General features: G+C 29.5%; 22 protein-coding genes. 5 read left to right on the forward strand and 17 right to left on the reverse strand.

All coding sequences use genetic code 11. The annotated features are described in order from the left end of the window. Positions 1-99: 99 nt before the first annotated feature. Together ACTNBA_RS02145 and ACTNBA_RS02150 are read right to left on the reverse strand one after the other, a co-directional pair. Positions 100-1,488: an MATE family efflux transporter gene (locus ACTNBA_RS02145; protein ID WP_441072207.1), complete on the reverse strand. Its 1,389-nt coding sequence runs from the start codon at positions 1,486-1,488 to the stop codon at positions 100-102. A gap of 475 nt (positions 1,489-1,963) precedes the next feature. Continuing rightward, positions 1,964-2,470, reverse strand: coding sequence for a GNAT family N-acetyltransferase (locus ACTNBA_RS02150; protein WP_441072209.1), 507 nt, complete (start codon positions 2,468-2,470; stop codon positions 1,964-1,966). Between the two features lie 343 nt (positions 2,471-2,813). On the opposite strand from ACTNBA_RS02150, the gene ACTNBA_RS02155 reads away from it, so the two are divergent. Next, positions 2,814-3,359 (forward strand): GNAT family N-acetyltransferase, encoded by a 546-nt coding sequence (locus tag ACTNBA_RS02155; protein WP_441072211.1) that lies wholly within the window; start codon positions 2,814-2,816, stop codon positions 3,357-3,359. Positions 3,360-3,436: 77 nt separating this feature from the next. On the opposite strand, the gene ACTNBA_RS02160 is transcribed toward ACTNBA_RS02155, so the two are convergent. The 5 genes from ACTNBA_RS02160 to ACTNBA_RS02180 form a co-directional block, all read right to left on the reverse strand. After that, positions 3,437-4,096, reverse strand: coding sequence for an ABC transporter ATP-binding protein (locus ACTNBA_RS02160; protein WP_441072213.1), 660 nt, complete (start codon positions 4,094-4,096; stop codon positions 3,437-3,439). Further along, a complete protein-coding gene (locus tag ACTNBA_RS02165) occupies positions 4,096-5,691 on the reverse strand; it encodes an ABC transporter permease (protein WP_441072215.1) in 1,596 nt (531 codons plus the stop codon). Before ACTNBA_RS02165 ends, ACTNBA_RS02160 begins: the two co-directional genes overlap by 1 nt. Beyond that, positions 5,691-6,740 carry a Fe(3+) ABC transporter substrate-binding protein gene (locus ACTNBA_RS02170; protein WP_441072217.1) on the reverse strand — a complete coding sequence of 350 codons (1,050 nt, stop codon included), beginning with the start codon at positions 6,738-6,740 and terminating at the stop codon, positions 5,691-5,693. Before ACTNBA_RS02170 ends, ACTNBA_RS02165 begins: the two co-directional genes overlap by 1 nt. 372 nt (positions 6,741-7,112) lie before the next feature. Then, positions 7,113-8,405 (reverse strand): sensor histidine kinase, encoded by a 1,293-nt coding sequence (locus ACTNBA_RS02175; RefSeq protein ID WP_441072219.1) that lies wholly within the window; start codon positions 8,403-8,405, stop codon positions 7,113-7,115. After that, positions 8,402-9,076, reverse strand: coding sequence for a response regulator transcription factor (locus ACTNBA_RS02180; RefSeq protein WP_441072221.1), 675 nt, complete (start codon positions 9,074-9,076; stop codon positions 8,402-8,404). The genes ACTNBA_RS02175 and ACTNBA_RS02180 overlap by 4 nt, the downstream gene beginning before the upstream one ends. A gap of 170 nt (positions 9,077-9,246) precedes the next feature. Between ACTNBA_RS02180 and ACTNBA_RS02185 the strand changes: the two genes are divergently transcribed. Then, positions 9,247-11,637: an ABC transporter ATP-binding protein/permease gene (locus ACTNBA_RS02185; RefSeq protein ID WP_441072223.1), complete on the forward strand. Its 2,391-nt coding sequence runs from the start codon at positions 9,247-9,249 to the stop codon at positions 11,635-11,637. A gap of 252 nt (positions 11,638-11,889) precedes the next feature. Beyond that, positions 11,890-12,456: a DUF6143 family protein gene (locus ACTNBA_RS02190; protein WP_346847273.1), complete on the forward strand. Its 567-nt coding sequence runs from the start codon at positions 11,890-11,892 to the stop codon at positions 12,454-12,456. Positions 12,457-12,543: 87 nt separating this feature from the next. Here the strand turns inward: ACTNBA_RS02190 and ACTNBA_RS02195 are convergent, their stop codons facing one another. Genes ACTNBA_RS02195 through ACTNBA_RS02210 form a run of 4 tightly spaced genes read right to left on the reverse strand, consistent with a single transcriptional unit; the run spans position 12,544 to position 17,731 of the window. Then, a complete protein-coding gene (locus ACTNBA_RS02195) occupies positions 12,544-13,935 on the reverse strand; it encodes a HAMP domain-containing sensor histidine kinase (RefSeq protein WP_441072225.1) in 1,392 nt (463 codons plus the stop codon). Beyond that, on the reverse strand, positions 13,917-14,603 hold the full coding sequence (locus ACTNBA_RS02200; RefSeq protein WP_035131238.1) for a response regulator transcription factor: 687 nt from the start codon (positions 14,601-14,603) through the stop codon (positions 13,917-13,919). The genes ACTNBA_RS02195 and ACTNBA_RS02200 overlap by 19 nt, the downstream gene beginning before the upstream one ends. 33 nt (positions 14,604-14,636) lie before the next feature. Next, complete coding sequence (locus ACTNBA_RS02205) at positions 14,637-15,392, reverse strand: ABC transporter ATP-binding protein (protein ID WP_441072228.1); 756 nt, start codon at positions 15,390-15,392, stop codon at positions 14,637-14,639. 11 nt (positions 15,393-15,403) lie between these two features. Continuing rightward, a complete protein-coding gene (locus ACTNBA_RS02210) occupies positions 15,404-17,731 on the reverse strand; it encodes an ABC transporter permease (RefSeq protein ID WP_441072230.1) in 2,328 nt (775 codons plus the stop codon). Between the two features lie 195 nt (positions 17,732-17,926). On the opposite strand from ACTNBA_RS02210, the gene ACTNBA_RS02215 reads away from it, so the two are divergent. Continuing rightward, positions 17,927-18,397, forward strand: coding sequence for a cupin domain-containing protein (locus tag ACTNBA_RS02215; RefSeq protein ID WP_441072232.1), 471 nt, complete (start codon positions 17,927-17,929; stop codon positions 18,395-18,397). Between the two features lie 198 nt (positions 18,398-18,595). Here the strand turns inward: ACTNBA_RS02215 and ACTNBA_RS02220 are convergent, their stop codons facing one another. The 5 genes from ACTNBA_RS02220 to ACTNBA_RS02240 form a co-directional block, all read right to left on the reverse strand. Next, the gene (locus tag ACTNBA_RS02220; protein ID WP_441072234.1) at positions 18,596-19,078 is read right to left on the reverse strand and encodes a hypothetical protein; all 483 of its coding nucleotides are present in this window, start codon (positions 19,076-19,078) and stop codon (positions 18,596-18,598) included. Between the two features lie 254 nt (positions 19,079-19,332). Next, complete coding sequence (locus ACTNBA_RS02225) at positions 19,333-20,577, reverse strand: glutamate-5-semialdehyde dehydrogenase (RefSeq protein ID WP_441072236.1); 1,245 nt, start codon at positions 20,575-20,577, stop codon at positions 19,333-19,335. 25 nt (positions 20,578-20,602) lie between these two features. Then, complete coding sequence (proB, locus tag ACTNBA_RS02230) at positions 20,603-21,415, reverse strand: glutamate 5-kinase (RefSeq protein WP_441072238.1); 813 nt, start codon at positions 21,413-21,415, stop codon at positions 20,603-20,605. 257 nt (positions 21,416-21,672) lie between these two features. Continuing rightward, positions 21,673-22,587, reverse strand: coding sequence for a hypothetical protein (locus ACTNBA_RS02235; protein ID WP_441072240.1), 915 nt, complete (start codon positions 22,585-22,587; stop codon positions 21,673-21,675). Between the two features lie 77 nt (positions 22,588-22,664). Beyond that, on the reverse strand, positions 22,665-23,507 hold the full coding sequence (locus tag ACTNBA_RS02240; RefSeq protein ID WP_441072242.1) for a helix-turn-helix domain-containing protein: 843 nt from the start codon (positions 23,505-23,507) through the stop codon (positions 22,665-22,667). A gap of 331 nt (positions 23,508-23,838) precedes the next feature. Between ACTNBA_RS02240 and ACTNBA_RS02245 the strand changes: the two genes are divergently transcribed. Continuing rightward, positions 23,839-25,170, forward strand: coding sequence for a DUF4910 domain-containing protein (locus tag ACTNBA_RS02245; protein WP_441072244.1), 1,332 nt, complete (start codon positions 23,839-23,841; stop codon positions 25,168-25,170). Between the two features lie 178 nt (positions 25,171-25,348). On the opposite strand, the gene ACTNBA_RS02250 is transcribed toward ACTNBA_RS02245, so the two are convergent. Beyond that, positions 25,349-26,212: a DegV family protein gene (locus ACTNBA_RS02250; protein WP_441072246.1), complete on the reverse strand. Its 864-nt coding sequence runs from the start codon at positions 26,210-26,212 to the stop codon at positions 25,349-25,351. Positions 26,213-26,358: the final 146 nt, after the last annotated feature.

Genomic DNA, 26,358 nt, shown 5'->3' on the forward strand with positions numbered 1-26,358 from the left:
CAATATTTTCAATATCTAAAACTTAATAAAAAAAGATGATTATATCAATTGCACTATTGATATAATCATCTTCTTAAAATCTATTTAATTCATGTATTTTTAATCATGTCCAGCAAAGCCTTTATTTCTCCACTTACCTCTCTTGAAGAAAACTGTAGTTACAATTGCTCCAAGTGTCCAAGAAACAAGTAGTGATATAAATGTAGATTCTGGTCTTCCAGTAGGATAAGCTGCACTACGGGTTAAATATGCAATACCATAAGCAACAGGTACACGTAAAATCACCGTAGTAATTAGAGAAATCCACATAGGTGTCATAGTATCCCCTGCACCTCTCATTACACCTGATAAACTTTGAGTTACTGCCATAGCAATATAACCCACTGCAAGAATACGCATCATATGCATACTTAAGTCAACTAATTCTGCTGTATCAGTGAAAACACCCATAAGGTATTTACCAAAAATTAAAATTAAAATTGTTATAACAGTAGAAACTCCAACAGCAATCATAGTACCATCTTTAGTACCCTTATCAACTCTATCCATCTTTTTAGCCCCAATATTTTGTCCAGCATAGGTTGTCATTGCATTACCAAAGGTGAAGTTAGGCATCATAGCAAATCCATCTACACGCATAACAATTACATTACATGCTATAACCATTTCTCCAAAACTATTAGTTAGAGATTGTACAACAATCATTGCAATAGAAAATATAGCTTGAGTAAATCCAGATGGCAATCCAAGTTTTATAAGCTTAATAGAATATTCCTTAGCTGGTACAAGCATCTTAAGATTAAAATCAAAGGTACTATTCATTCTTGCTAACTTAATAATACAAAGAACTGCTGATATACCTTGAGCAATAATAGTTGCCAAAGCAACTCCTGGTACACCCATACCAAGTCCTGCAACAAACCAAAGATCAAGGAATACATTTAAAATTGTAGCAATAAGTAAGAATCCAAGAGCAGATATAGAGTCACCAAGTCCTCTAAGCACTCCTGCTAAAATATTGTAATAAGCAAAGCCTGCGATACCTACATAATAAATAACAAGATAATCTGCACACCAATCTATTATAGATGCTGGAGTGTTAAGAAAAGATAACAATGGACGAGTAACAAGAGGCCCTATAACCATTATGATTAGAGATGCTATAGCAGTAAGAGATATGCATACCCCAATGGTATGAGAAAGCTTTTCCCTATCCTTTGCTCCAAAATATTGAGCAACCATGATTCCTGCTCCTGTTGCAATTCCAACAAAAAGTACAAGTAAAAGATTTAATATTGGAGATGCACTACCAACAGCAGCCAGTGCATTGTCACCTACATACTTACCTACAATAATAGAATCCGCGGTGTTATAAAACTGTTGAGCTATATTACCAATAAGCATTGGTAATGAAAATTCTACAATTCGTTTCCACGGTGTCCCCTCAGTCATGTCTTTGGGAGAAAAAAGTTCTGAAAATTTTACCATACATCTACCTCCTGATTAAATTTAATAAATTAAACTTCAATTTTTCCTTAATTTAGAGCTAACCATAAATGGTTAGCTCTAAATTTCATTCTTTTATAATTTATTTTTATTTTTAAAATTTATATAATAAACAGAGTTCTTAGCTTCTTTGAATCTTACCAACTGAATCCTTAGTATCGGTATTTTGGGTACTTAGAAGTCGTTGTCCTTTAGGATAAATCTTTTAAATCCACTGGTCTTTTGAAAATTACTTCGATACTCGAATTAATATTAGTGTATAACAATTCTGAATTCTTGTCAATTTTTGTTTTAAATTTAATGTTGTGTTAAATGATAAAAATTCATTAGTAAAAAATTTATCTACTATAACAATAATTTAATTCTCAATAAAAAAACAACCCTCCCAGTTTATTACCTAAGATGGTTGTCTAAAATTTTTTCTTTATTATTTTATTTACTCTCATATAAAAGATTATTATGCTGCTTTCTTCCAGAATATTTCCTTTGTAATATGATATTCTACTTCTTTTTCAAGTTTTTTTATTTCTCTAAATCCAATTCCCTTTACAAGGTTTTGAGACCGTTTATTATCTTTCTTAATTTTTGCAACAACTTTTTCTGTCCTCATTTCAAAAAATGCAGTTTTTAACGCTTCCATAACTGCATTATGGCCTATACCTTTTCCCCATAGTTCCTTTTCTCCCACAGCTATAACAATTTCAATTGTTTCACCTTTTGGGATAAGTCTTAAAAAACCTATAGTTCCATAGGGATTTTTTATAGTAAAAAATCTACAGTTGTTATTAAATAAATGAGTTAAAATCGGCATATTTATTCTATCTATAACATTAATTAAGTTCTCTCTAGCCTTATTATCTTCATTTAAATACTTTACAATTTCCTCATCACTAAGCCAATCAGCTATCTTTTCTGCATCAGATCTATATACTTCTGGGCTTAGGACTATACTGTTTATTTCCACAAAGTACAACTCCTTAAACCTATTTAATGCTTGCAAACATATGTTAATTTACTAGTAACTATGATTTATAATACTATTAATCTTAATATAAGTAAAAATCTTAATTGCTGATTAACTAAGTTTAACTTGTTTTTATTGTACTTTCCTTTGTTTTCTACAACTTTTCCAATTAGTTTATATTTTCCATTTTTAGTTTTTTATTTACATTTTCAGTTTTTAAATTGCAATTAAAGTTATTAAAAGTATTTTTATGACAATATGTTGCTTTTCATTATGATATTATTTACAATAAGTATTGTTATCTAAATAATTACAAATAATGAATGAAATGGAGTATAAAAAAATGATTTGTAAAGTTGAAACTGAAAGATTAATAATTCGTAACTTTACTCCCGAGGACTGGAGAGATTTACATGAGTATTTTTCTGATGAGCAAGTATTAAAATTTGAACCCTACAAGCCTTTCTCCGAGGAAGATTGTAAAGAAGAAGCACTATCCAGGTCAAAGGGTGATACATTTTTGGCTGTCTCCTTGAAGAGTACTGGAAAAGTAATTGGCAATTTATATTTTAGTAAAGAGGATTTTATGACTTGGGAACTTGGATATATATTTAACTCCAAATATCATAGAAAAGGGTATGCTACTGAAAGTGTAAAAGCTATTATGAAATATGCCTTTGAGAATCTAGGTACAAGACGTATAATTGCTAATTGTGATCCCCGAAACATATCGTCTTGGAAACTGCTTGAAGCTGTGAATATGAGAAGAGAAGGACACCTTCTCAAAAATATCTATTTCTTTGAGGATGAAAATGGTAATCCTCTCTGGAAAGACACCTATGAATATGGGATGCTTGTAGATGAATGGAAGACCATAAATATGAAGTAAAGTGTCATTACCAACTTTATTTCACAGATGCAGTAAAGTCTCAAGTAAAACTCCACGACAAATTGTCGTGGAGTTTATCAATTCTTTTCTACTATTACACCATCTTTTAATACTATAATCTTATTTGCAAGAACCTTAGCATCCTCTATATCATGAGTTACAAAAATAGATGTTATCCCTGCCTTTTTCAATATTACTTTAATTTCATCTCTTATTCTTCCTCTAAGATTAGCATCTAAATTTGAAAATGGTTCGTCTAGTAACAATACTGATGGTTTTGGTGCTATAGCTCTAGCTATTGCAACTCTCTGTTGCTGCCCACCACTTAGTTCATAGGGATATTTATCTTTATGTTCTAATAAATTTATAAGTTCAAGCATTTCCAGAGCTATTTTTTCTTTTTCATCTTTGCTCTTATTCTTTAATCCATATTGAATATTCTTTTTCACGGTCATATGAGGGAAAAGAGCATAATCTTGAAATACCATTCCAACTCCTCTATTTTCAGGTTCAATAAATATTTTATCTGAAAATATATTCTTATTTCCAATTACCATACTTCCCTTATATGCTTCTTCAAGTCCTGCAATTATTCTAAGAATGGTACTTTTACCACTACCACTCTCACCTATTATTGCAAGTATTTCGCCTTTTGATAAACCCATATTAAAATCCATAATTATATCTTTTTTACTGCTTTTATATTTAAAATATATTTTTTTCATTTCAATAAACATTAACCATCCTCCTTATCAACAACTTTATATAATATAAATATTGCTATAAAGCTAACTATAACTATTATTAATGATGGTATTGCTGATTCTGGTATCATTTCATCATTAGCATATTCAAAAACCTTAGTTGATAATGTATAAAAATTAAATGGTCTTAAATTTAATACTAGGGGCAATTCTTTTATGATCTCAACAAATGTAAGAGCAAAAGCTCCCAGTATTACGGACTTTAACATATATATATCTACTTTAAAAAATGTTTTTGTAACTCCATAGCCTAATGACCTTGAGGCTTCAGTAAATTTATTCCCTATCTTTTCAAATCCGCCTTCAATATTTTCAAATCCAATGGCTAAGAATCTAACTAAGTATGCAAATATCAGCATTGCTATGCTTGAACTTAATGCTAATCCTTTAAACTTACTATCAATATCAACAAAGAAAAGAATCATAGTTATAGCTATAACTGCTCCTGGTATTGAATACCCTATTAGTGTTACTTTTGAATATATTTTTGAAAGTAGGTTTGAATTTATCCTTGAGTAATTTGCTATTATCAGTGACATAACTACAATTAAAAAACTACAACCAACTGCAATAAATATAGAGTTTGTTATCATTTTAAAGAAATCACTATAATAAATATTTTTATAACTCATAAAGCTCCATGCAATCATTTGTGCCACTGGAATTAAAAATCCAAGTGAAAATACTAATAAAGCGTATGATGAAGCTAAAATTTTATAAATACCTTTAAGCTTTTTTCTCTTAATCGGTCTTACCTTTGTATTTGTAAAACTAAACTTCTTTCTACCTCTTAATAATTTTTCACCAGATAATATTAGAAATACTACAACCATAAGTATTCCAGCAAGTCTTATAGCTGAGTCTACATCTCCTAATGAAATCCAACTTTTAAATATAGCTGTACTAAAAGTTTGTACTCCAAAATAAGATACAACGCCATAGTCACTTAATACTTCTAAAGCTACTAAAGTAGACCCGGCCACTATAACCCCTCTACATATAGGCATTATCACTCTAAAAAATACGCCTATTGAATTACTTCCTAGAAGTCTAGCACTTTCAATTAATCCTGCTGACTGTTTCTCTAAGAACGTTCTTGTGACCATGTATACGTATGGAAATAGAAATAATGTAAATATAAATATAGTACCTTCTATAGACATAATATCAAAATATCTTTGATTTACTTCTATGTTTAGAGTATTTCTCAAGAATCTTTGAACAACACCTGTATAACTCATCATTCCTGCATAAGTATATGCTCCTATATACGGTGGTATAGCTAAGGGTAATATAAGCGACCATCTTAAAAACTTTCTAAATGGAAAATCATACGCTGATATTAGCCATGCAAGGGTTACACCTATAATAACTGTGAATATTATTGTAAATGTAACTATAATTATTGATGCTGTAATATAGTCTTTTAATAAATATTCTTTTATATGTACCCAAGTTCCATTTGGTTTTTGAAACAAGTGAATAATTATGTCTAAATTAGGAAGTACAATCATCAAACTGATGATTGTACTTAAAATTGCCCATCCATTAAATTTTAGTTTTTTCATTATTCCCATCCTATTTGGTCAAATATTAATGTAGCCTTTTGTATATTTTCACCTAACTTTTCAAAATCTATATGTTGAGTATCAAACTCACCCCATGATTTTAATAGTTCTGGAAGTTGAACTTTTTGATTTAATGGAAATTCTCCATTTGCTTCTGCATAAGCACTTTGAGCTTCCTCTGATGTTAAGAATTCCAATAATTTAATTGCATTCTCTTGATTCTTTGCACTTTTAGTAATTGAACCAAAGCTTAAATTAATATGTGTTTCTTTTGGAAAAATTAATCCTATGTTTTTAGATGCATTTACTTCTTCTACATCTGATGAATTCACCATCTTAGCTATATAGTATGAATTAATGATAGCAACATCTCCTATTCCAGCAGCTATAGCTTTAACTTGATCTCTATCATTACCTTCTGGTACTCTTGCAAGGTTATTTACTACTCCTTGAGCCCATTCCTTAGCTTTTTCTTCACCATCTTCTTGAATAAATGAAGATAACATTGCTACATTGTATGATGAAGTTGAACTTCTAGCTAAAATTTTGCCTTTAAATTCATCTTTTAATAAATCATTATATGTATTTATATTCTCTGGATTTACTCTATCTTTATCATAGGCTATAACTCTAGCTCTTGATGTTAATCCAACCCAATTCTTTCCTCTGTATTCTTCTGGTATATTGGAACTGATAACATCAGAAGAAGCCTCTTTAATTAGGTTTTTTTCATTTAATAAAGATATACTTTCTGCACCAACTGTTAAAAACATATCTGCTGATGATTTGTCTCCTTCCCTTGACATTCTCTCTATTAGTTCATCCGATTTTCCTTCAACTAAATTTACCTTTATTCCTGTTTGTTCTTTAAACTTCTTAAATAACTCTTTATCCACATCATAATTTCTAGCTGAATAAACATTTACTATATTTTTATCTTCTACCTTGTCATTTTGCCCTTCTTTTCCTGAAGCACAACCTGTAAATATACCTAAAGTCATCATTGCAGTTGTAATTCCTACTAGGAATTTTTTTCTTTTGTTTAGCATAGTTTCCCCTCCAAATTTCTTTTTATATAATATATTTCTAAAAATTTTTAGATCACTGTTTTCTTTTATAATGATAATCAATATCATTTGTTTTGTCAATGGTAATGATAATTATTTTCACTTATTTCTCTAAGTAAATTTTACCTTATACTCATAATAAATATTACTTAAAATATTCTCAGCAAAAAAAAGAAAAGAGGATTTCATAAAAAAACCTTTTTATGAAATCCTCTTATATCTTTATATAGTTCAATAAGGTATAAAATTTTTATTACATTATTACAACTACAACTCTTTTCTTTCCTCATTTTTCATATCTACTCTTCCCAAAATTTTAAATCTCTAAATAGGAATATCCTATTTATAAGAATATTATTTTTTAGGTAGTTCTATTGTGAAAGTCGTGCCATAATTAAGCTTACTCCTAACCTTTATTTCACCATCACATAGTTCAATTATTCGTTTTACAAGTGATAATCCTAATCCATTTCCCTCGCTTAAATGAGATTTATCACCTTGATAGAACTTATCAAAAATATGTCTTCGAGTTTCTTCATTCATTCCAACACCATTATCTGAAACCTTAATAACTATTTTATCCTTCAAATCCATTAACTTGATACCAATAGTTCCACCCTTCTCTGTGAACTTAATAGCATTTCCTATTATATTTAGCCATACCTGCTGCAATAAATCCTCATTTCCTATAATACTGACTTTATCTAGGTCTATATCTAAGTCAATTCCCTTTTCACTCCACTCTGGTTCCATTATAAGAATTGCACACCTAATCTGTTCATCTAATGCAAACTCTGTTTTTCCAGTAATAACCTCTTGATTTTCAAGCTTTGAAAGCTTTAATATATTTGAAGTTAGCTTAGAAAGCCTTGATGATTCACTAATAATAATATCTGTAAATTCACTTCTCTCATCATCATTTAAGTTTTTATCTTGAATTAACTTTGCAAAGCCTTGTATAGATGCGATGGGTGTTTTTATCTCGTGGGAAACGTTACTAACAAAATCATTTCTTAAGGTTTCTATACTACTAAGCTCATGAACCATCTTGTTAAAATTTTTTGCTAATAATGCAAATTCATAATCCTTAGGAATACCTATTTTAACACTAAAGTTTCCCTTCGCTACCTCTTCAGTAGCTTTACTTAAAGTTCTTATTGGCCTTAAGATTCGCTTTGATGCTATACCTGATATTATGGTAGCTATTAGAGTAGATATAATTAAGGATGTGATAGTTAGAAAAAATGCACGTATATGCACACTTTTTTCATTAAATGAATTAGATATTTTTATATACCTATCATCTACCTTTAATATAGTATTAATAACAGGAAGTCTTTTTGTTTTAATCTGTAGAAATTCTCTCTCATGAAGCTTATCAGCAGTTCCAGCATACTCATGCAAATCATTGATAAGTATTACTTCATATCTATCATTATTACTTAACTCTATAATTTTATTTAAAGTAAAATCTGTATTATCATATAGTTCTAATATAGTATCTACTACTTTCCTTTGGGCATTTTTTGATTCATTCTCTATATTTCCACTAAACATTAATGCAGATATTATAAGGGAACAAATTCCTGATACAATCATCATTAATAGAAGAATCACTACAAACTTAACTCTTAGATTTTTTCTCATATCTTCTTAACCGCCTTATATCCAAGACCACGTACTGTAACAATCTCAAATTCTGTACAACTATCATATCTTTCTCTCAATCTTTTTATATGAACATCTACAGTACGCTCATCCACTTCATTATCCATACCCCATATTTCATCTAACAACTGTCTTCGTGTAAATATAACATTAGGATAAGATAATAATTTAAATAATAAATAAAATTCTTTTTTAGGAAGGGTAGCACTGTCCCCATGCCGACTTACAGATATTGAATCATAATCTAAAATAATATCACCTATAGATAGTCTATGTTCATTAGATATCTTAGCTCTTCTAAGAAGTGCTCCAACTCTTAATATCATTTCATTTATATCAATAGGTTTTACCATATAATCGTCTGCGCCAACATTAAATCCTTTTCTCTTATCTTCGAACATTTCCTTAGCTGTAACCATAAGTATTGGCATATTATATCCTGAGTCTCTCAAATCTTTCACTAAATTGTAACCATCTAACTTAGGCATCATTATATCAGATATTACTAAATCAATATGCTCTTTATCCATAATATCAAGAGCTATTTCCCCATCTTCTGCCATTAATGAGTTATATCCATTTTGTTTTAAGGTTGCTGATATAAGTTTTCTTAAATTTTTATCATCCTCCACAACAAGTATATTAAACAATATTATCACCTCAATTTATTATGTTACTTTATATAATAATTATTTTATGTTAATTAAATATGAACTTTACAAATAAAAAAGAAATAAAAATATACTTTTAGACCATAATTCATATTAGGTTCATATTACGATTTTACAATTAGAAAAGTTAATCGTAAAGGAGGAGCATAATGTTACAATTAAAAAACATATTTAAAAGTTATACTACAGGCGAATTTACTCAAGTTGCATTAGATGGAATAAGCCTAAAATTTAGAAAATCTGAATTTGTTGCAATTCTTGGACCAAGTGGCTCTGGAAAAACAACATGTTTAAATGTTATAGGTGGTCTTGACCAATATGATGAAGGTGATTTAATTATCAATGGTAAATCTACAAAAAATTTTAAAGACTCAGATTGGGATGCCTATAGAAATAATAGTGTTGGATTTATTTTTCAAAGTTATAACCTAATTTCTCACTTAAGTATAGTAGATAATGTAGAAATGGGAATGACCCTTAGTGGAGTTTCAAATACAGAGAAGCACAAGAAAGCTCTTGAGGTATTAGAAAAGGTTGGCCTAAAGGACCATGTTCACAAAAAACCAAACCAACTATCAGGAGGACAAATGCAAAGAGTTGCTATAGCTCGAGCACTAGCTAATGACCCTGATATAATTTTAGCAGATGAACCTACTGGGGCTTTGGACACTCATACAAGTATTCAGATTATGGAGCTTATTAAAGAAATTTCAAAGGATAAACTTGTTGTTATGGTAACTCATAATCCAGAGTTAGCTAATGAATATGCTGATAGAATTGTTGAATTTAGAGATGGTGAGATAAAATCTGATAGCAATCCATTTTATGATGACTTAGATACTTCTGATTATAAACTTAAGAAAACAAGTATGAGTTTCTTTACTGCTTTAAAACTATCTGGCAAAAACATATCTACAAAGAAATGGAGAACAGCACTTACTGCTTTTGCCTCAAGTATAGGTATAATTGGTATTGCCTTAATACTTTCATTATCAAATGGATTCGATAAACAAATTGGAGAATTTGAAAATAGTACATTATCTGGTTTTCCAATAATGATTAATCAAAAAACCGCCGAAGTTGATATGGATGCAATGAGAGAGCAACACAAAGAAGCAGTGAGTAATTCCGTAAATGAAAATCAATTTCCAGATGTAGATTACATTTATCCTTATGACCCTAGTAAAAATAGTATTGAACACACAAATGTATTTACTGATGAATACATAGAGTATATTGAAAATATTGATTCATCTCTGCTTTCTGGAATGTCCTATACAAGACTTGTTAATATGAATCTTTTGAAATCTGATGGCAAAACTGCAACTCCAGTAAATACATCCCTAATTAACTTTTCATCATATCCCAATAGTCTAAATTTAGATACTAAAGGATACCTTGAAAGCAATTATGATTTATTAGCTGGGTCATATCCTAAAGAAAAAACGGATCTTGTTCTTATTGTCGATAGCTATAACAGACTTGACAACTCTATGCTAGAAGCTTTAGGTATAGATTCTGAATCAGATACTGTAAGTTTTAATGATATTATAAACAAGGAATTTAAATTAGCTTTAAATGATGATTACTACAAACAGATGGGCAATATATTTACAATAAACGGTACTCCAGACAATCTTATAGATATTTATAATAATGATAATGCTATTACTCTTAAAATTGCTGGTATAGTTCGTTCTAGCAAAAATTCAAAGCTAGAAATTCTTTCACCAGGACTTTCATATTCAGATGAATTATCACAATATTTTATTGATAATGCTAAAAACTCTGAAATTGTTAAAGTACAGCAAGATTCTAACTATAATGTATTAACTGGAAAGCCTTTTGGAGGTGCCACAGCTGGAACTAGTATGCCTACTAATCCAATGGCTGCAATGTCACCAATGGGAGGAGCTAGTAGTAGTACTCCTAATGTTACTAAAGATGACGTACTTTCTCAATTAGGTGCTACTTCTACCCCATTTGCTATTACCCTTTACCCTAAAGATTTTACTACCAAGGATAGGGTACTTAATTACTTAAATTCATGGAATGATGGAAATGCTGTTGAAGACTCTATAATATATACAGATTTAGCAGCTACATTCACAAAATTATCTGGTGGTATTATGGATTCAATAACCCTTGTTTTAATTGCCTTTGCCGCAATATCACTTGTTGTATCCCTTATTATGATTGGGATAATAACATACATTTCTGTATTAGAAAGAACAAAGGAAATTGGTGTATTGAGAGCATTAGGTGCAAGGAAGAAAGATATAACCCGTGTATTCAATGCTGAAACATTCATAATAGGTTCTTGTTCAGGATTACTTGGAATATTAATATCATACTTATTAACATTTCCAATAAATAGCGTTCTTAAGAATTTAACAGACCTTGAAGGTGTAGCAAAACTTAATCCAGTTCATGCTATAATACTTATAATTATAAGTGTTTCTTTAACATTGCTGGGTGGTGCTATTCCAGCAAAAATGGCTGCAAGAAAAAATCCTGTAGAATCATTACGTACAGAATAATATATAAATTTAATGTTACATACTCCTTATTTTAAAGAGTATGTGACATTTTTATTTCCTATAGTTATCTAGAAATTAATAATTAAATTTTATATTAAACACTATCTTAAATTCTCAGATTTACTAAATTTTCAACTCCTTGTACACCCCTTATATCCGTACAACATATATTAACAGTATACAGATTTATTCTTATACCTTATGTATGGAGAATATGAAAAATCTATACTTTTAATAGGAGATATTATGAAAATGGAAAACACAAAAAATTGTAATGACTCTATAATCTTACCTAATCCAATAACTCAAGTAGCTAGTATGCCATATCCTCTATATCTTTCACTTCAAGGAAAATATTTTGTAGGCTATGCAGATGAATTAAATTTTGGAAGAGGTAAAAGTGCATGGGCAGGATTAGTAAATCCTTATTATTCAGGAGTTAATCTACACGTATATGTCTGGACTGTCACAAATATTGGAGAATCACCAATAAGAGCGCAAATATGGTTTAATTCAAATCCACCTGGATGTCCAGAGATATCAGAATTAGTTACTCCAGCTAATACAGCTCTTTGCCCATTACCAAAGCCACGAATTAGGTTGCTTAAAGCAAGCAATGTTATAGGAGAACCTAAAGGTGGAGTTAAGGCATTTGTTAGAAGAGCCCTTCCAGAGGTTACAATTGCCGATGAAGAAGTAGGTAAATTTATTTTTCCTCCGGGAGGATCATTTATTATTTTCTTATCCAATCCAGAAACGCCAAATGAACTTGCTCAAGGTAGAGTCGCATTTGGATGGTGGGAAGAAAAGATAAAGTAAATCCTACTAATAATTAAATTAAAAGATAAAAAAGGTGCTGCTACACAATAGAAAATAAATTCTGAGGTGTGACAGCACCTTTATTAATTATATTTTAAGTATAGTAAAACTAATAGTAGTTCCAGATTCTAAAGAAGATGAACACTTTATATTTCCTCCATGACTCTCTACTATATACTTAGATATAGAAAGACCAAGCCCTGAACCAGATATATTAGTGTTTCTATACTTTTCACCTCTATAAAACTTATTAAAAACAAATGGTATATCATCAATGCTAATTCCACTACCAAAATCCTTAATATTTACAGTAATTTTATCTATCTCATCATCTACCCATATCTCAATTTTTTCTCCTGATTTAGAGTATTTTATTGAATTTGAAATAATATTATTTATAACTTGATTTATTCTTATTATATCTATAGAAATCAAAGCCCTTGGCAATTGTCCCTTAACATCTAATTTCATATTATGAGTAGCTACATCAATAGATAAGTCACCTAAAACTTCCTTTAGATAATCATCAGAGTATATTTCTTTTCTTTCAATTGCCATTTCATTCAACTCTGTTTTCGATTGCTCTAATATATCATCTATTAATTTTGAAAGTTCCTTAGATTTCTTCAATATAATGTTTGAATATCTTTTTATACCATCTTCATCCTTTGCAATTCCATCTCTTATTCCTTCAACATATCCTGAAATTGATGAAAGAGGAGTTTTTAAATCATGTGAAATACAAGCTAATAATTCTTTTTCATTTCTTTTAAGCTTTTCTTCCTTTTCTTTTGAGTCTATTATTTCACCTCTCATAGCTTCAAAATCATGACAAAACTCTCCAACTTCCCCATGATAATCGTAGTTTACTTTACACTTATAGCTTCCATTTAGTATGGTTTTTGCACTACTATGGAGCTCTTTAATTGGTTTTATTATATCTATTTTTACAAACCTATTTATCATAAAAGCTAATATTCCTATTAAAAATAAAAGTATCCACAGGGGTATAAACTTCTCATTTTTGCTTTCCTTTTTTAATATACTCTGTGGTAAATCTATAATCATAATACCTTTCTGAGCCTCATCATTAATTAACGGTGTGCTATATCTAATTAATCCATTCTTTCTATTGTGAAAGGCATTATCATAACCTATTTCATTTTCAAGATTTATCTTTTCTCCTTTATTAAAATCATCTATAGAAGAAAATATAACCTCCCCTTCTAAGTTTATAACTGTATAATCATAAAAATCATTTTTCATGTAATAGCTATTTACTTTAAACATTTCTTTAATCAATTCCCTTTGGCTTGATGTTTCTATCCTTAATAAATTAGACTTATCTTCTTTTTTAATATCTTCCTTTAAAATTAGGAAAGAATATATCACAGATAGTATAACAAATAGACATATTAACCCTGCAAATATGTCTATTTTTTTATTGAGGTAATTATTACTTACTCTATTATTTCCCACTTATATCCTACTCCCCATATTGTCTTTATCGACTTTTCACCGTATTCTCCAAGCTTCTCTCTTAACCTTTTAACGTACACAGCTATAGTATTTTCATCCATATATTCACTGTAACCCCATACACTTTCATATACCTGAGACTTTGAAAACACTTGGGAAGGATTAGAGGTGAAAAAATCTAATATTTGAAATTCCTTAGAAGTTAGTGGTATTTCCTTATTATTTAGTAAAGCTTTATATGCCTTAGAGTCTACTATTAAATCACCAAATTGTTTTACATCTGATAGTGTATCACTAGAAAATGAAGTATACCTTCTTATATGAGCTTTCACCCTTGCCACTAATTCCATTGGAGAAAAAGGTTTTGTCATATAGTCATCTGCCCCTACTCCTAATGTTAGTATCTTATCCATCTCTCCACTTTTAGCTGATAACATAAGTATTGGCATTTTCGATATCGTCCTTATTCTTTTACAAACTTCAACACCATCTAAAAGTGGGAGCATAATATCTAAAATAATGAGCTTTATCATAGGATCATTAGCCAGTTCCACACCTTTTAACCCATCATTAGCTATCAATACCTGAAACCCATCTATCTCTAAGTAATCTTTTATTAAGTTTCCTAAATCATTATCATCTTCAATTACCAAGATTTTATCATGCATTCTACTCACCCCCACTTCCATTATATCATTATTTTACCAGCCCCTACTTTTTATAAATTCAAATATCTTTTTTTCTCTACTATCTGAATCTTTTTCATTATATCTTCCAAGAGACAAATCACCATCAATTCTTCCATCCTTTAAATAAATCAATCTACTTGCTCTTGAGGCTGCTTTTAAATCATGGGTTACCATTACTATGGATTGTCCCTCTTCATTTAATTCTGTAAGAATATCCAATACCCTGGCTCCCGTTGAAGAATTAAGTGCTCCTGTTGGCTCATCTCCAAAAATTATCTTAGGATTGTTAATTAATGCTCTAGCAATTGCAACTCTTTGCTGTTGTCCTCCTGATATTTCTGAAGGATATTTATTCTCAATATCTTTCAGCTCTAATCTATTCAATAATTCATCTGTTTTTTTATTTACGCTCTTCTTATCTTTATTGTTTAGATAACCACAATAAGTTATATTTTCTCTTATAGTTAAATCATAAAGTAAATTTATACTTTGAAAAACAAAGGATATATCTTTATTTCTAATACTTGTAGCTTCTTTTTCACCTATATTTGTTATATCTTTTCCTAAAAGCTCAACGCTACCTGCACTTGGGCTATCCATAGTACTAATAGAGTATAACAATGTAGATTTTCCAGAACCTGAACTACCCATTATTACAGTAAAATCACTTTCATATATATCTAAATTAATATTTTTTAATACATTGTTTGATGTTTTTCCTAAAATAAATGATTTACATAATCCACTTGCTTTAATAATACTTCCCATCTCTTCTCCCCCTACTCTTCAATAAGTTCCACTGTAGATATTTTTCTTATACTAAACATTGATATTATTGATGAGCCAATGGTTAATATTCCAATAAATACTATTGTGCTTATAACTTCACCATTTGGAATCATCAACCCATCTATTCCCATCATTGCAAGCTTAAATAAATTTTTAGATATAGTAGCATTTAAAATAAATCCAACCAAAGATGAAATACCTATAAGTAGCATAATTCTATATAAAGTTCTCTTTAAAATATAAATATTTGAAAATCCTAGCGATTTTATAATAGCATTATTTCTTCTATTATCGGTATTGTTCATAATTATAAGATTTACTATATTTAATATACTGAATAGTAATATTCCTAAAAGAATAATTGTAGTAACTGGTATAACTATCTCAATAACTGACTTACTTGCTGTTTCAATCAAACTTGGACATGTATCTATAGAACATACTTCATATTTTTGTTTATATTCTTCTTTAAACTCTTCATAATCATTTTTATCTTTTAAAGTAATATTGATGTTTAAGTTATTAAGGTTATTTCTAATTTCCTTAGGCACTACATCTAAAGTCATTCTCATATTGTAGTTATTTGACATCATGCCGATATATTTACCAGTGATGAGCAATGATCTCTCTTCACCTAATATTTTTATATCAATATAATCTCCAATATCTAAACTTGCATCTTTTAGAATTTGTTCTGACAATGCAATTTCATTTTTATTTTTAGGATTTCTTCCCTCTTTAATAGATACATTAAACCCATTGTTATTGTCATAGTTATCATATAAATAAGTAATAACTTGAGCATTTTTTATATTGTATCTTGATACATCTAAATAAGCGACCTTTCCTACATCAAATGAGCACGCTCTTACGCCTAAGACTCTCGGGTCACTCTTAATTTCTTCTAAAGCCTTATCATATGACGCCTCTCCACTTGGAAAATCTAAGGTAACATCTCCCTGAAGTAATCCAAACATATTCCATGCATTATCTTTCATATTAATCATTGAGTAATTTACACTAACTAAAAATACTGAAAGATATATTACAAGGGATAAAACTGTTACTATAATTATATTTTGCTTTTTATATTTAAAAATATCATTTATAGCCATGGACATTGGTGATGAAGCATCTCTAATAATTGACTTCTTAAATTTCTCTTTAGATGAAGTAACTCCTATTCTAAATGCCTCAACAGGCTTTATTTTATTTATTCTTCTAAGTAAAAGATAGATATTAGATATTAAAACAAAACTCATTAATATTATTGTTAAAACTATAAAGCTAAAATTATTTATACCACCTTCATATATTCCAATATATTTAATAGATATCTTTACTAAATAATTTATAAACCAAATACTAAAGAAACCTCCAGCGGTTATTGCAATGACTCCTACTATTCCAAAGCTTTTTAAATATATATTACGTATCTGCTTTGAGGTAAATCCTAATGATTTATATACACCTATAGATTTATACTCCTTTAAAATGTTGTTCCATAGTACAAATCTTATTATTACAATAGATACAATGAATATTAATATAGCTGTACTTAACCCCACTGCACTTGTAATTTGACTTCCAGCATTTGCTGCAAATATTGTAATCCACTTATCATATATAACTCCATCAATTGAATCACCTATATAAGAAATTAATTCAGATGTTGCATCGTTTCCTTCTTTAGATGAATCATAACCAATATATTCAGATTTAATAGGTTCATTAAAGTCATCATAATCATTACTACTTATATATAAATTATTATAGCCCACAACAGAACTCGGAACTACTGAATCGTTTACTAAAGCTGATATAGTTAAATATTTATATTCATCACCATCTTTTATCTTTAACTTATCTCCTATTTTTAAATTCTTAGAATCAGCTAAAAGATTTGAGACCCAAACAGTACCCTTACCTGGAGTAGTTACTTTTTCACCTTCTGTTATTACTACATCCCATGGATGAGCTTTCATCCCCTCATAAATTATTAAACTTGCCATTCCCAAATCAAGGTTTTCATCCCCTAAAAACACTTGTCTATCTACCGTTAAACCCTTTGTTTTTCTAACATCTGTTTCATTAGTTTCCTTTTCCCTAATAAAACTTTCTACTTTTGAGATAACATCATCATTATATGTTTGCACTACAATATCCTTTATATTTTCTCCTCCATAATACTCATTAGTATATTTTGAAACTGTACTTGTAAAGCTCATAGATAGTGCAAATATAGATGAAGATACCATTAAAATAATTGCTATTAAAATTAATTGTAATTTTTTTTGTTTAATTTTCTTTTTCCACATCATCATCCCTCCATACTTTTATAGTACTAATTAAATTTTAATATATTTATTTCAAATTCTTAATGAATTCTTACATTTTTCTAAATGAATTTTACCATTAGTAGCCAAATCAAGGATAATATTATCAACCTCTATTATTTCTACAAATCATTAAGTTTTTGATATAATAGATTTATTATACTTAGGAGGTACAGCATGAAATCAGCACAATATTATATAGAAAAATTAGATATGACACCCCATGTGGAAGGAGGATACTTCAAACAATCAGTATTATCAGAGGATTCCTTTAGAAAAGATAAAAAATTATTTAGTAGTATATATTTCTTACTTGAAACAGGAGAGGTGTCTCATTTTCACAGATTGACTTCTGATGAAATGTGGTATTACCACGATGGGCAACCTCTGACTATATATATGATCACACCAGAGGGTGAGCTTATAACTAAGCAATTAGGATTAGATGTAGAAAAAGGAGAAGTTCCACAAGTTTTAGTTCCTAAGGGGTATATATTTGGTTCTTCTATGAACAATGATGGATTTGCTTTAGTTGGATGTATGGTAGCCCCTGCCTTTACTTTTGATGATTTTGAATTATTTGAGAGAAGAGACCTTTTAAATATGTATCCAAATCTAGAAGATATAATAAAAAAGTTAACTAGATAAACCTTCTTCCTGATATTAGCTAAATATTTATTTAATATATCGTGGATAAAAAAATGGGGCTGTCGCACTAATTTTTTAGTGCGACAGCCCCATTTTAATGGTGGAGATGAAATGTAGCATTTGTAATCCACAATATAATCTTTTATTTTATTCAATGCCCTTATTAATATTTTTAATCTATGTAGAATTAGCCATTCTTTATGTCTTTTTTTTATGCACATTTGCATTAATAATATTCTGGTACTTCCCTATATCCGATTTTATTTGTCGGTTTTCAAAAAAATAAACTTCTGTGCCTGACCAGATAAATACCCAACACACTATACTTAATATACCTGCGAAATAAGCATATCTGCTTGAAAGACTCAAGCCTATCAACCCAATAATGATGCCGAAGGCGTACAAAACAATAGCCTTCATATTATTTCTACCATAGATATATTCATTTTCTTCCACTCGGTTTGAAAAGGTATTTACTATAGCCGTCTTCAACAACTTATCATCATAATTATTTTCCCCTTTAATAAATATATCAACTTCTCTTCTTTTGCAATTCAGCAGCTTTGATAAAATAAACTCTTCCAAATCAGAGCTTAGGTGTAAATCATCCCAGCTAAAATATGGTGCAAATGGAGTATTTGTTTCATCCAAAAAGATATCTATCCTTAAATCATTGTTCATGTTATCACTCCTCTTACTCAAAGTAAGTAAATTGCTATTTGTATATCATAAATAAATTTTTTAATAGTATAAAGTAAGCAATATATGGAATTGCTACCTTCTACACCTTTCCTATTCTAAATAACATATTTATATTATTTGAATCTATATATAAATATATTCAGATTATCTTCCGAGTCCTTACTAAACAAAATAAAGATGACAAAAGGAGTTACTCAAAATACCTTTAATCATTTTGAGTAACTCCTTAGTTATTATCTAGTTTGACCATTTCCAAATATTATATACTTATTAGTAGTAAGCTCTTTAAGTCCCATAGGACCTCTTGCATGTAGCTTTTGAGTGCTTATACCTATTTCTGCTCCAAATCCGAATTCCTCTCCATCAGTAAATCTAGTAGAAGCATTCACATAAACTGCTGCTGCATCTACTTGTTGATGAAATCTTTGAGCATTCTGATAATCATTTGTTACTATAGCTTCAGAGTGGCCTGAGCCATATTTATTTATATGAGTTATCGCTTCATCTATATCTTTTACTACCTTTATACAAATTATATAATCTAAATATTCTTTATAGTAGTCTTCTTCATTTGCTATTATTATGTCATTTACTATTTCTATAGATTCTTTGTCTCCTCTAACTTCTACTTTTCTTTGTCTTAATTCGTCAACTATTACTGGAATAAATTCTTTTGCTATATCTTCATGAACAAGTAATTTTTCCTCAGAATTGCAAACTGCTGGTCTAGTAGTTTTTGCATTTATAACTATTTGCTTTGCCATTTCTAAGTCACTATTTTTATCAACATAAACATGGCAGTTCCCTGTTCCAGTTTCTATTACTGGTACTGTAGCATTTTCTACTACTGATTTTATTAGTCCAGCGCCTCCTCTTGGTATTAGCACATCTATATATTCATTTAACCTCATCATATTTTTAACAGTTTCTCTACTTGTATCTTCTATTAATTGAATACAATCTACTGGTAACTTAGTTTTTTCTAAAGCTTTTTTTAATATCTGTACTATTTTTTTGTTGGAGTTTATAGCTTCACTTCCACCTCTTAGTATTGTTGCATTACCTGATTTTAAACATAGCCCTACTGCATCACAAGTAACATTAGGTCTTGCCTCGTATATTATTCCTATTACTCCTAGAGGTACCCTTTTTTTCCCTATTTGTAGTCCATTTGGTCTAGTTATTATTGAACTTACTTCACCTACAGGGTCTTCTAGTCCTGCTACTTGTGTTAAACCTCCACTCATCCCTTTGATTCTGTCTTCATTTAAAAGCAATCTATCTACTATTGCTTCTGATGTTCCCTTATTTTTTGCATTTTCTATATCAATTTTATTTGCTGCTATTATTTCACTAGCATTCTCTAATAATGCTTTTGCCATTTTATTTAAAGCTTTATTTTTTTCATTTGTTGAAATATTTGATAATATGTACGCAGCTTCTTTTACTTTTTTCCCTTTTAAAATTAACTCTTCCATCTAAAATTACTCCCTTCATATTTTTTTATCTTTCTTTTCTCAGAAATAAAGTTCCTACATCGTCTCCATTTAATATATCAATAAGTTTACTTGGGTCTTTTCCATTTGCTAATATCATATTTGTACCATTATCAGTTACAAGCTTTGCTGCATGTATTTTAGTTTCCATTCCACCTGTACCTAAATTACTTCCTGCACCTTCTGCAAAATTTATTACTTCTTCCGTTATATATTTCACTTCTTTTATAAGCTTTGCATCCTTATTTGTTCTTGGATTAGAGTCATAGAAACCATCAATATCTGATAGTATTATTAAAAGATTTGCATCCACAATAGTAGAAACTATTGCTGCTAGATTGTCATTATCTCCAAATCTAGATATATTTTCAATTTCATCTATAGATACACTATCATTTTCATTTACTATTGGAATTATTCCGCACTCTAGCAAGGTTTCAAAAGTATTTGCAACATTATTTCTACTTCTTTCACATTCTATAATGTCTCTTGTTAAAAGTATTTGACCTACTGAATAGCCATATTCTCCAAATAGTTTGCTATAAATATTCATAAGTGCTACTTGTCCCACAGATGCTGCTGCCTGTTTTTCTCTAATAGTTTTTGGTCTTTCCTTTAAGTTCATTTTACTTACTCCAACACCTATAGATCCAGATGTTACAAGGATTATTTCTTTCCCACTATTTATTAAATCAGATATTGACATGGCTATTTTTTCAATTCTTCTTAAGTTTATGTTTCCATTGTCATAGGTTAAGGTTGAAGTACCAATTTTTATAATTATTCTTCTTGAATTTTTAATATTTTCGCGATATTTCATTTTTATCTCCTCTTAAGTTTCCTTCATTAATTTTATCTTTAATAAGCTTGTAATAATATTATCATAAAAATATAAGTTTATTAATACTACCTCACTCTACAATTTATTAGAAATAACTTCCAATGCATAGCAAACCTAAGCATATATCCTGTACATAAAATAACCCACCACAATACATTGCTGTATTGTCGTGGGTTTTATGGTGGAGGCGAGACACCACCATTAAATTCAAAACTTATTTACATATTAATTTAAAATCAATATAAATTTATTAGCCCAAAAGCTTTGAAAATCCTAGCTCTTTTCACAGCTATGTAGCAAGTCCAAATTCTAGTAACATTTCTAGCTACTTCACTATCTACTCCCCAAGAAAAATTAGGTTGCCAAAAACCTTCTTCCTTCAATGTATTAATCCAAAAAGAAAAGTTCTTTTCTATAAAGGCTTCAACTAATTTATACCATTGTGACTCAGGTGAAGTTACTAAATCTAAAGGTTGTGATACATATTCCATCCATTTAGCCTCATCTATACAAAGACAGTCTAATATTCTTCTTTCCATAGATCTTATAGTTACATCACTAATCAAATTTGAATTTAGTTCTTTTAAAACTATAAATAGTCTTTGTAGGCAATAGCAATCATGGTCAGAACACTCTTCATTACTATTTAAAAACTCTATACATCTAGCTGCAATTTTATTACCTATCTCCTTTTGAACAGCATTACCATACTTGATAAAAGCTGAGGCAACAACAGCACAAGGGTTAGGAGTAAATTTTGTATCTGGAGCATATATCCACCATGGTGCATGGGGAAAGTTTTCAACTTCCTTTGGAACCTTCTCCCAGAATGATGGCGTATCTTCAATGGTTTTTTCAAAATAATTTAATAAATTTCCAAACCAAGGCTCCTCACAATTAAGGTCATAATCATATGCAATAAAAATGGCCTCAGTAGATGCTATACTTGTTGATGATGGTAATAGCATATCAGCTTCTAATCCCTTTCCAAAACCACCATCCTCATTTTGATATTTTATTAGTTCTGATACTACATCCTCTTTACTACCCTTATTAAAAGTATAATTCCATTTTACTTTTTCAATATCTCTACCATTACTAAATATATGCTCCTCTATATTTTTAAATTGGCTCATCTTTAACTTTTCCATAGTACACCTCACAAATTTTATTTCATAACTTAATGTTAATACATTAAGCACCTTTAGTATTGTAAAAATGCGACATTCTATTTAATTAACTCGTTTATAGCTTTCATAGGAGTGTTTCCATGGTATTTTTTAAAGTCATTTATCATATGAGCTTGATCACAATAACCATAACTATAAGTAATATTACTAAGATTAAAATCTCTCTTAAAAGCTATGTCTTTCCATATATTTTGATATCTAACTAAACTGCAGCACTTCTTAGGAGTTATTCCAATATATTCTCCAAAGATACGCTCCAACTGTCTAGAACTAACAGAAATATAATTACTAATCTCTGATATTGTAGTTACCCCTTTAGATTTCAAAATATAATATACTCCATTTAATAAATTCTTATTTCTAAAATTCTTATTGAATAATCTTCTAAGCAATAACTTTTCTATGTAATATATTCTTTCTTCAATCTTAGGATAATATATAACTATATCTTCAATTTCTTTTCTTAAACCCATAAAATATTGGTCTACAATTGCAAACTCATTACACTTTTTAGGCAATTGATTATCTGTAAATAAATGCACAGCCCAAAAATTAAATCGGATACCAAAGGTAGAAATCAACGCTGAGGTTTTAACCTCTTCTGTATAAAAAGGAGAATCATTTATACTACAAAATAGGTTATTCACTTTATTATTACTATAATCTATATCAAAAATTATATCCATACAACAATCTGGAATCACAATATTGTTTCTATCCCCCTCTTTAGTTATTTCCTTATTTCTATAAGGCACTGGACTTCCCCAAAAGCATCTTATATATGGCTTTAAAGTATCACATGGCTCAACTTCTCTATAAGTATCTGATTTATTTATTATATTATTAGTTATGGGTTTAAATAAGTCTGATAGCTCTTTCATTTGTTCCACCACTTTATAATAATTTATTTTTATTTTTGTTAATAATCGTACTAATATTATAACATTATTTCTAATATTTAGGATAAACTTTATCTATTAAAATCTTTAATAGATAAAGTTCATAAAAAGTGTTAGTGTGCTTAAATTATTACTAGAATTAAATGTAATTAAGTGTTAATATATTCATATAATTTACAAATAGCATATGTTGAATTGTACTAACTACATTACAAATACTATTTAGTTATAAATGAAAGGAGTATAAAATTTTATCTATTTTAAGATTAAAACAAAGGTTATACTTACTAATAATTTTGGGGAGGGATTAATTTTGAAAGGCACCAAAAAAATAATATGTATATGTTGCTCTTTAATTGTTATAACATCACTTGTGGGTTGTAATGGTGTTAAAGACAAGTCCTCTAGCTTAAGTGATATAACTAGCATAAAATTCAAAGATTTTTCAAAGGATATTTCTGAAGATAGGATATATAGCACTATAGAGAAACTTTCAGCAAAGGATGATGCTAGAATAACCGGGTTTGATGGAGAAAAGGATGCAGCATCATATATTTCTAAAGAGTTTAAAGACATGGGACTTAGTGTTGATGAACAAGAGTTTCCTGTAACCGCATTTAAATGTAATGATGTAGAAGTAAAAATAGATATACCTGAAAGTAAAGTTGTTGAATCTAAGGCTTTAACCTTTAGTAAAGAGACTCCAAAGGAAGGCTTAACTTCAGAAGTCGTTAATGGATATATGGGAACACAAACTGATTTGGAAAAAGCTAAAGTAAAAGATAAACTTGTTATTATTCAACGTGGTGGTGATACATTTAAAAATAAAACTGAAAGAGCTACTGCAATGGGTGCTGTAGGTGTTATATTTTTTGATCCTAATAGTAAAGAACCTCTATCCGCTACCCTAGTTGAACCTACAAAAATACCAGCTGTTACAATATCTAAAGCTGATGCTGAATATCTTAATTCAACTATAATAACCTCGAAAAAAGGCCTTAAAGCCACACTAAAGGTTGATAGTCAGTGTATAGATAGTAAATCAAAAAATATTATTGCAACATTAAAATCTAAAAAGAAAGATGCTAAAACCTTAATAGTTGGAGCTCACTATGATGGAGTAGATACCCCAGCTGCAAATGACAATGCTTCAGGTATTTCTACTGTAATGGAATCGGCAAGGATTTTATCCAAGAAAAACCTTGATTGCAATATTAAATTTATTGCATTTGGTGCTGAAGAAATAGGTTTAGTGGGTTCAAATTATTATGTTCAATCTTTAAATAGTGATGATTTACAAAATACTATTGCAATGGTAAATGCCGATATGGTTGGTATCGGTGATAACTTATGTGTTTACACAATGGATAGCTCTAAGGATTCTTTAACTGCAGATTTAGCAGTAAGTTGTATGAATAACTTCCAATACGATAATAGAAGAGATGAAAGTAACAGAAGTGATCATGTAGCTTTTGAAGCAGCTGGTATACCAGTGGCATATTTTGAATATGGCCCATTTGTTGACTACCATACGGATAAAGATACCGCTGATAAGATCAATAAAGAAAACTTATCTAATACATGCAACGTAATCACATCTTTATGTAATGAAATTGGTAATAATCCAGAAAGATTCTCAAAATGATAAATAAAAATAAAATCTTAAATCTTATATAAAAAAGAACTTAAGTAACATAATATTTCTAATGTACTATTATTCCTATGGATAATAATGAACAAGCCAATATAATTGTAGTGGATACCTTTCTCTAATAAAGTAAGGCTCTATAAAATTAAAAAATTAATTTTATAGAGCCTTATTTTTATTTAGAACTAACCTTTTCAAATCCTGCTATTCCAATAGCTCCTGGACCACTATGAGATGTAATTACACATCCTGCTTGAATCCATATAATCTTTCTAAATCCCTCTTCTTTAGCAATTCCCTCCATGTTATGTTTTATAGATTCATCAAGACCCAAAGAATAAATAAGATATAATTGTTCTTTATCAAAATTGTATCTCTTAATATATTCTTTCATATACTTATCAGCAACACTAACCATTTTCCCACGAAACTTTTGTGTTGAAATTAACTTTCCATCTACAATTTCAATGAGGGGTTTTATTAGTAGTAAAGTTCCTCCCAAGTATGCAGCATTGGATACACGCCCTCCAGCTCTCAGATATGCAAGATCACCAGGGATAAAAGATACTCTGGCTCTTGCCACGTAATCCTGAATTTCTTCAATTAAATTAGTTATAATTATATTGGGATGTTTTTCTATGATTTCAGCTGCTCTTAAAACAATTGCTCCTTGACCACCAGTGACATTTAAAGAATCAACATGATAAATATCTTCCATTCCTTCTGAAGCAATAAGTGCATTTTGGTAAGCACAAGAGGCTTTAGATGTATATCCAATATGAAGAATAATACAACCCGGATTTTCATCTTTTATTTTTTTAAATAAAAGATGAAATTCTTCTGGATTTGTTGCTGAAGTTGATGGTATTTTTTTAGTTTTTTTATAATAATCATAGACTTCTGTTACAGGTATTGAACCATCTAAATAAGATGAGTCTCCCATTATCACGTGCATGGGGATAACCTGAATATTATGTAATGTGGCTAAATCTAATGGAATATCTGCCCCGCTCTCCGCTAAAATAATTATTTTTCTCACAAGTTTACCTCCATAAAATTCATAACATTTTTCATTTGTATAATTTACTGAAAAAGCTTTGTTAAATTTCTAAGACAAGGTTCTATTAATAATTTATTCACATATTCCCAGAAATTCTACTAAGAACTTAGATACTTATATTGCTT

It is taken from the genome of Clostridium sulfidigenes, from assembly GCF_052067195.1.
In the GTDB taxonomy this organism is placed as follows: Bacteria; Bacillota; Clostridia; order Clostridiales; family Clostridiaceae; genus Clostridium_J; species Clostridium_J sulfidigenes.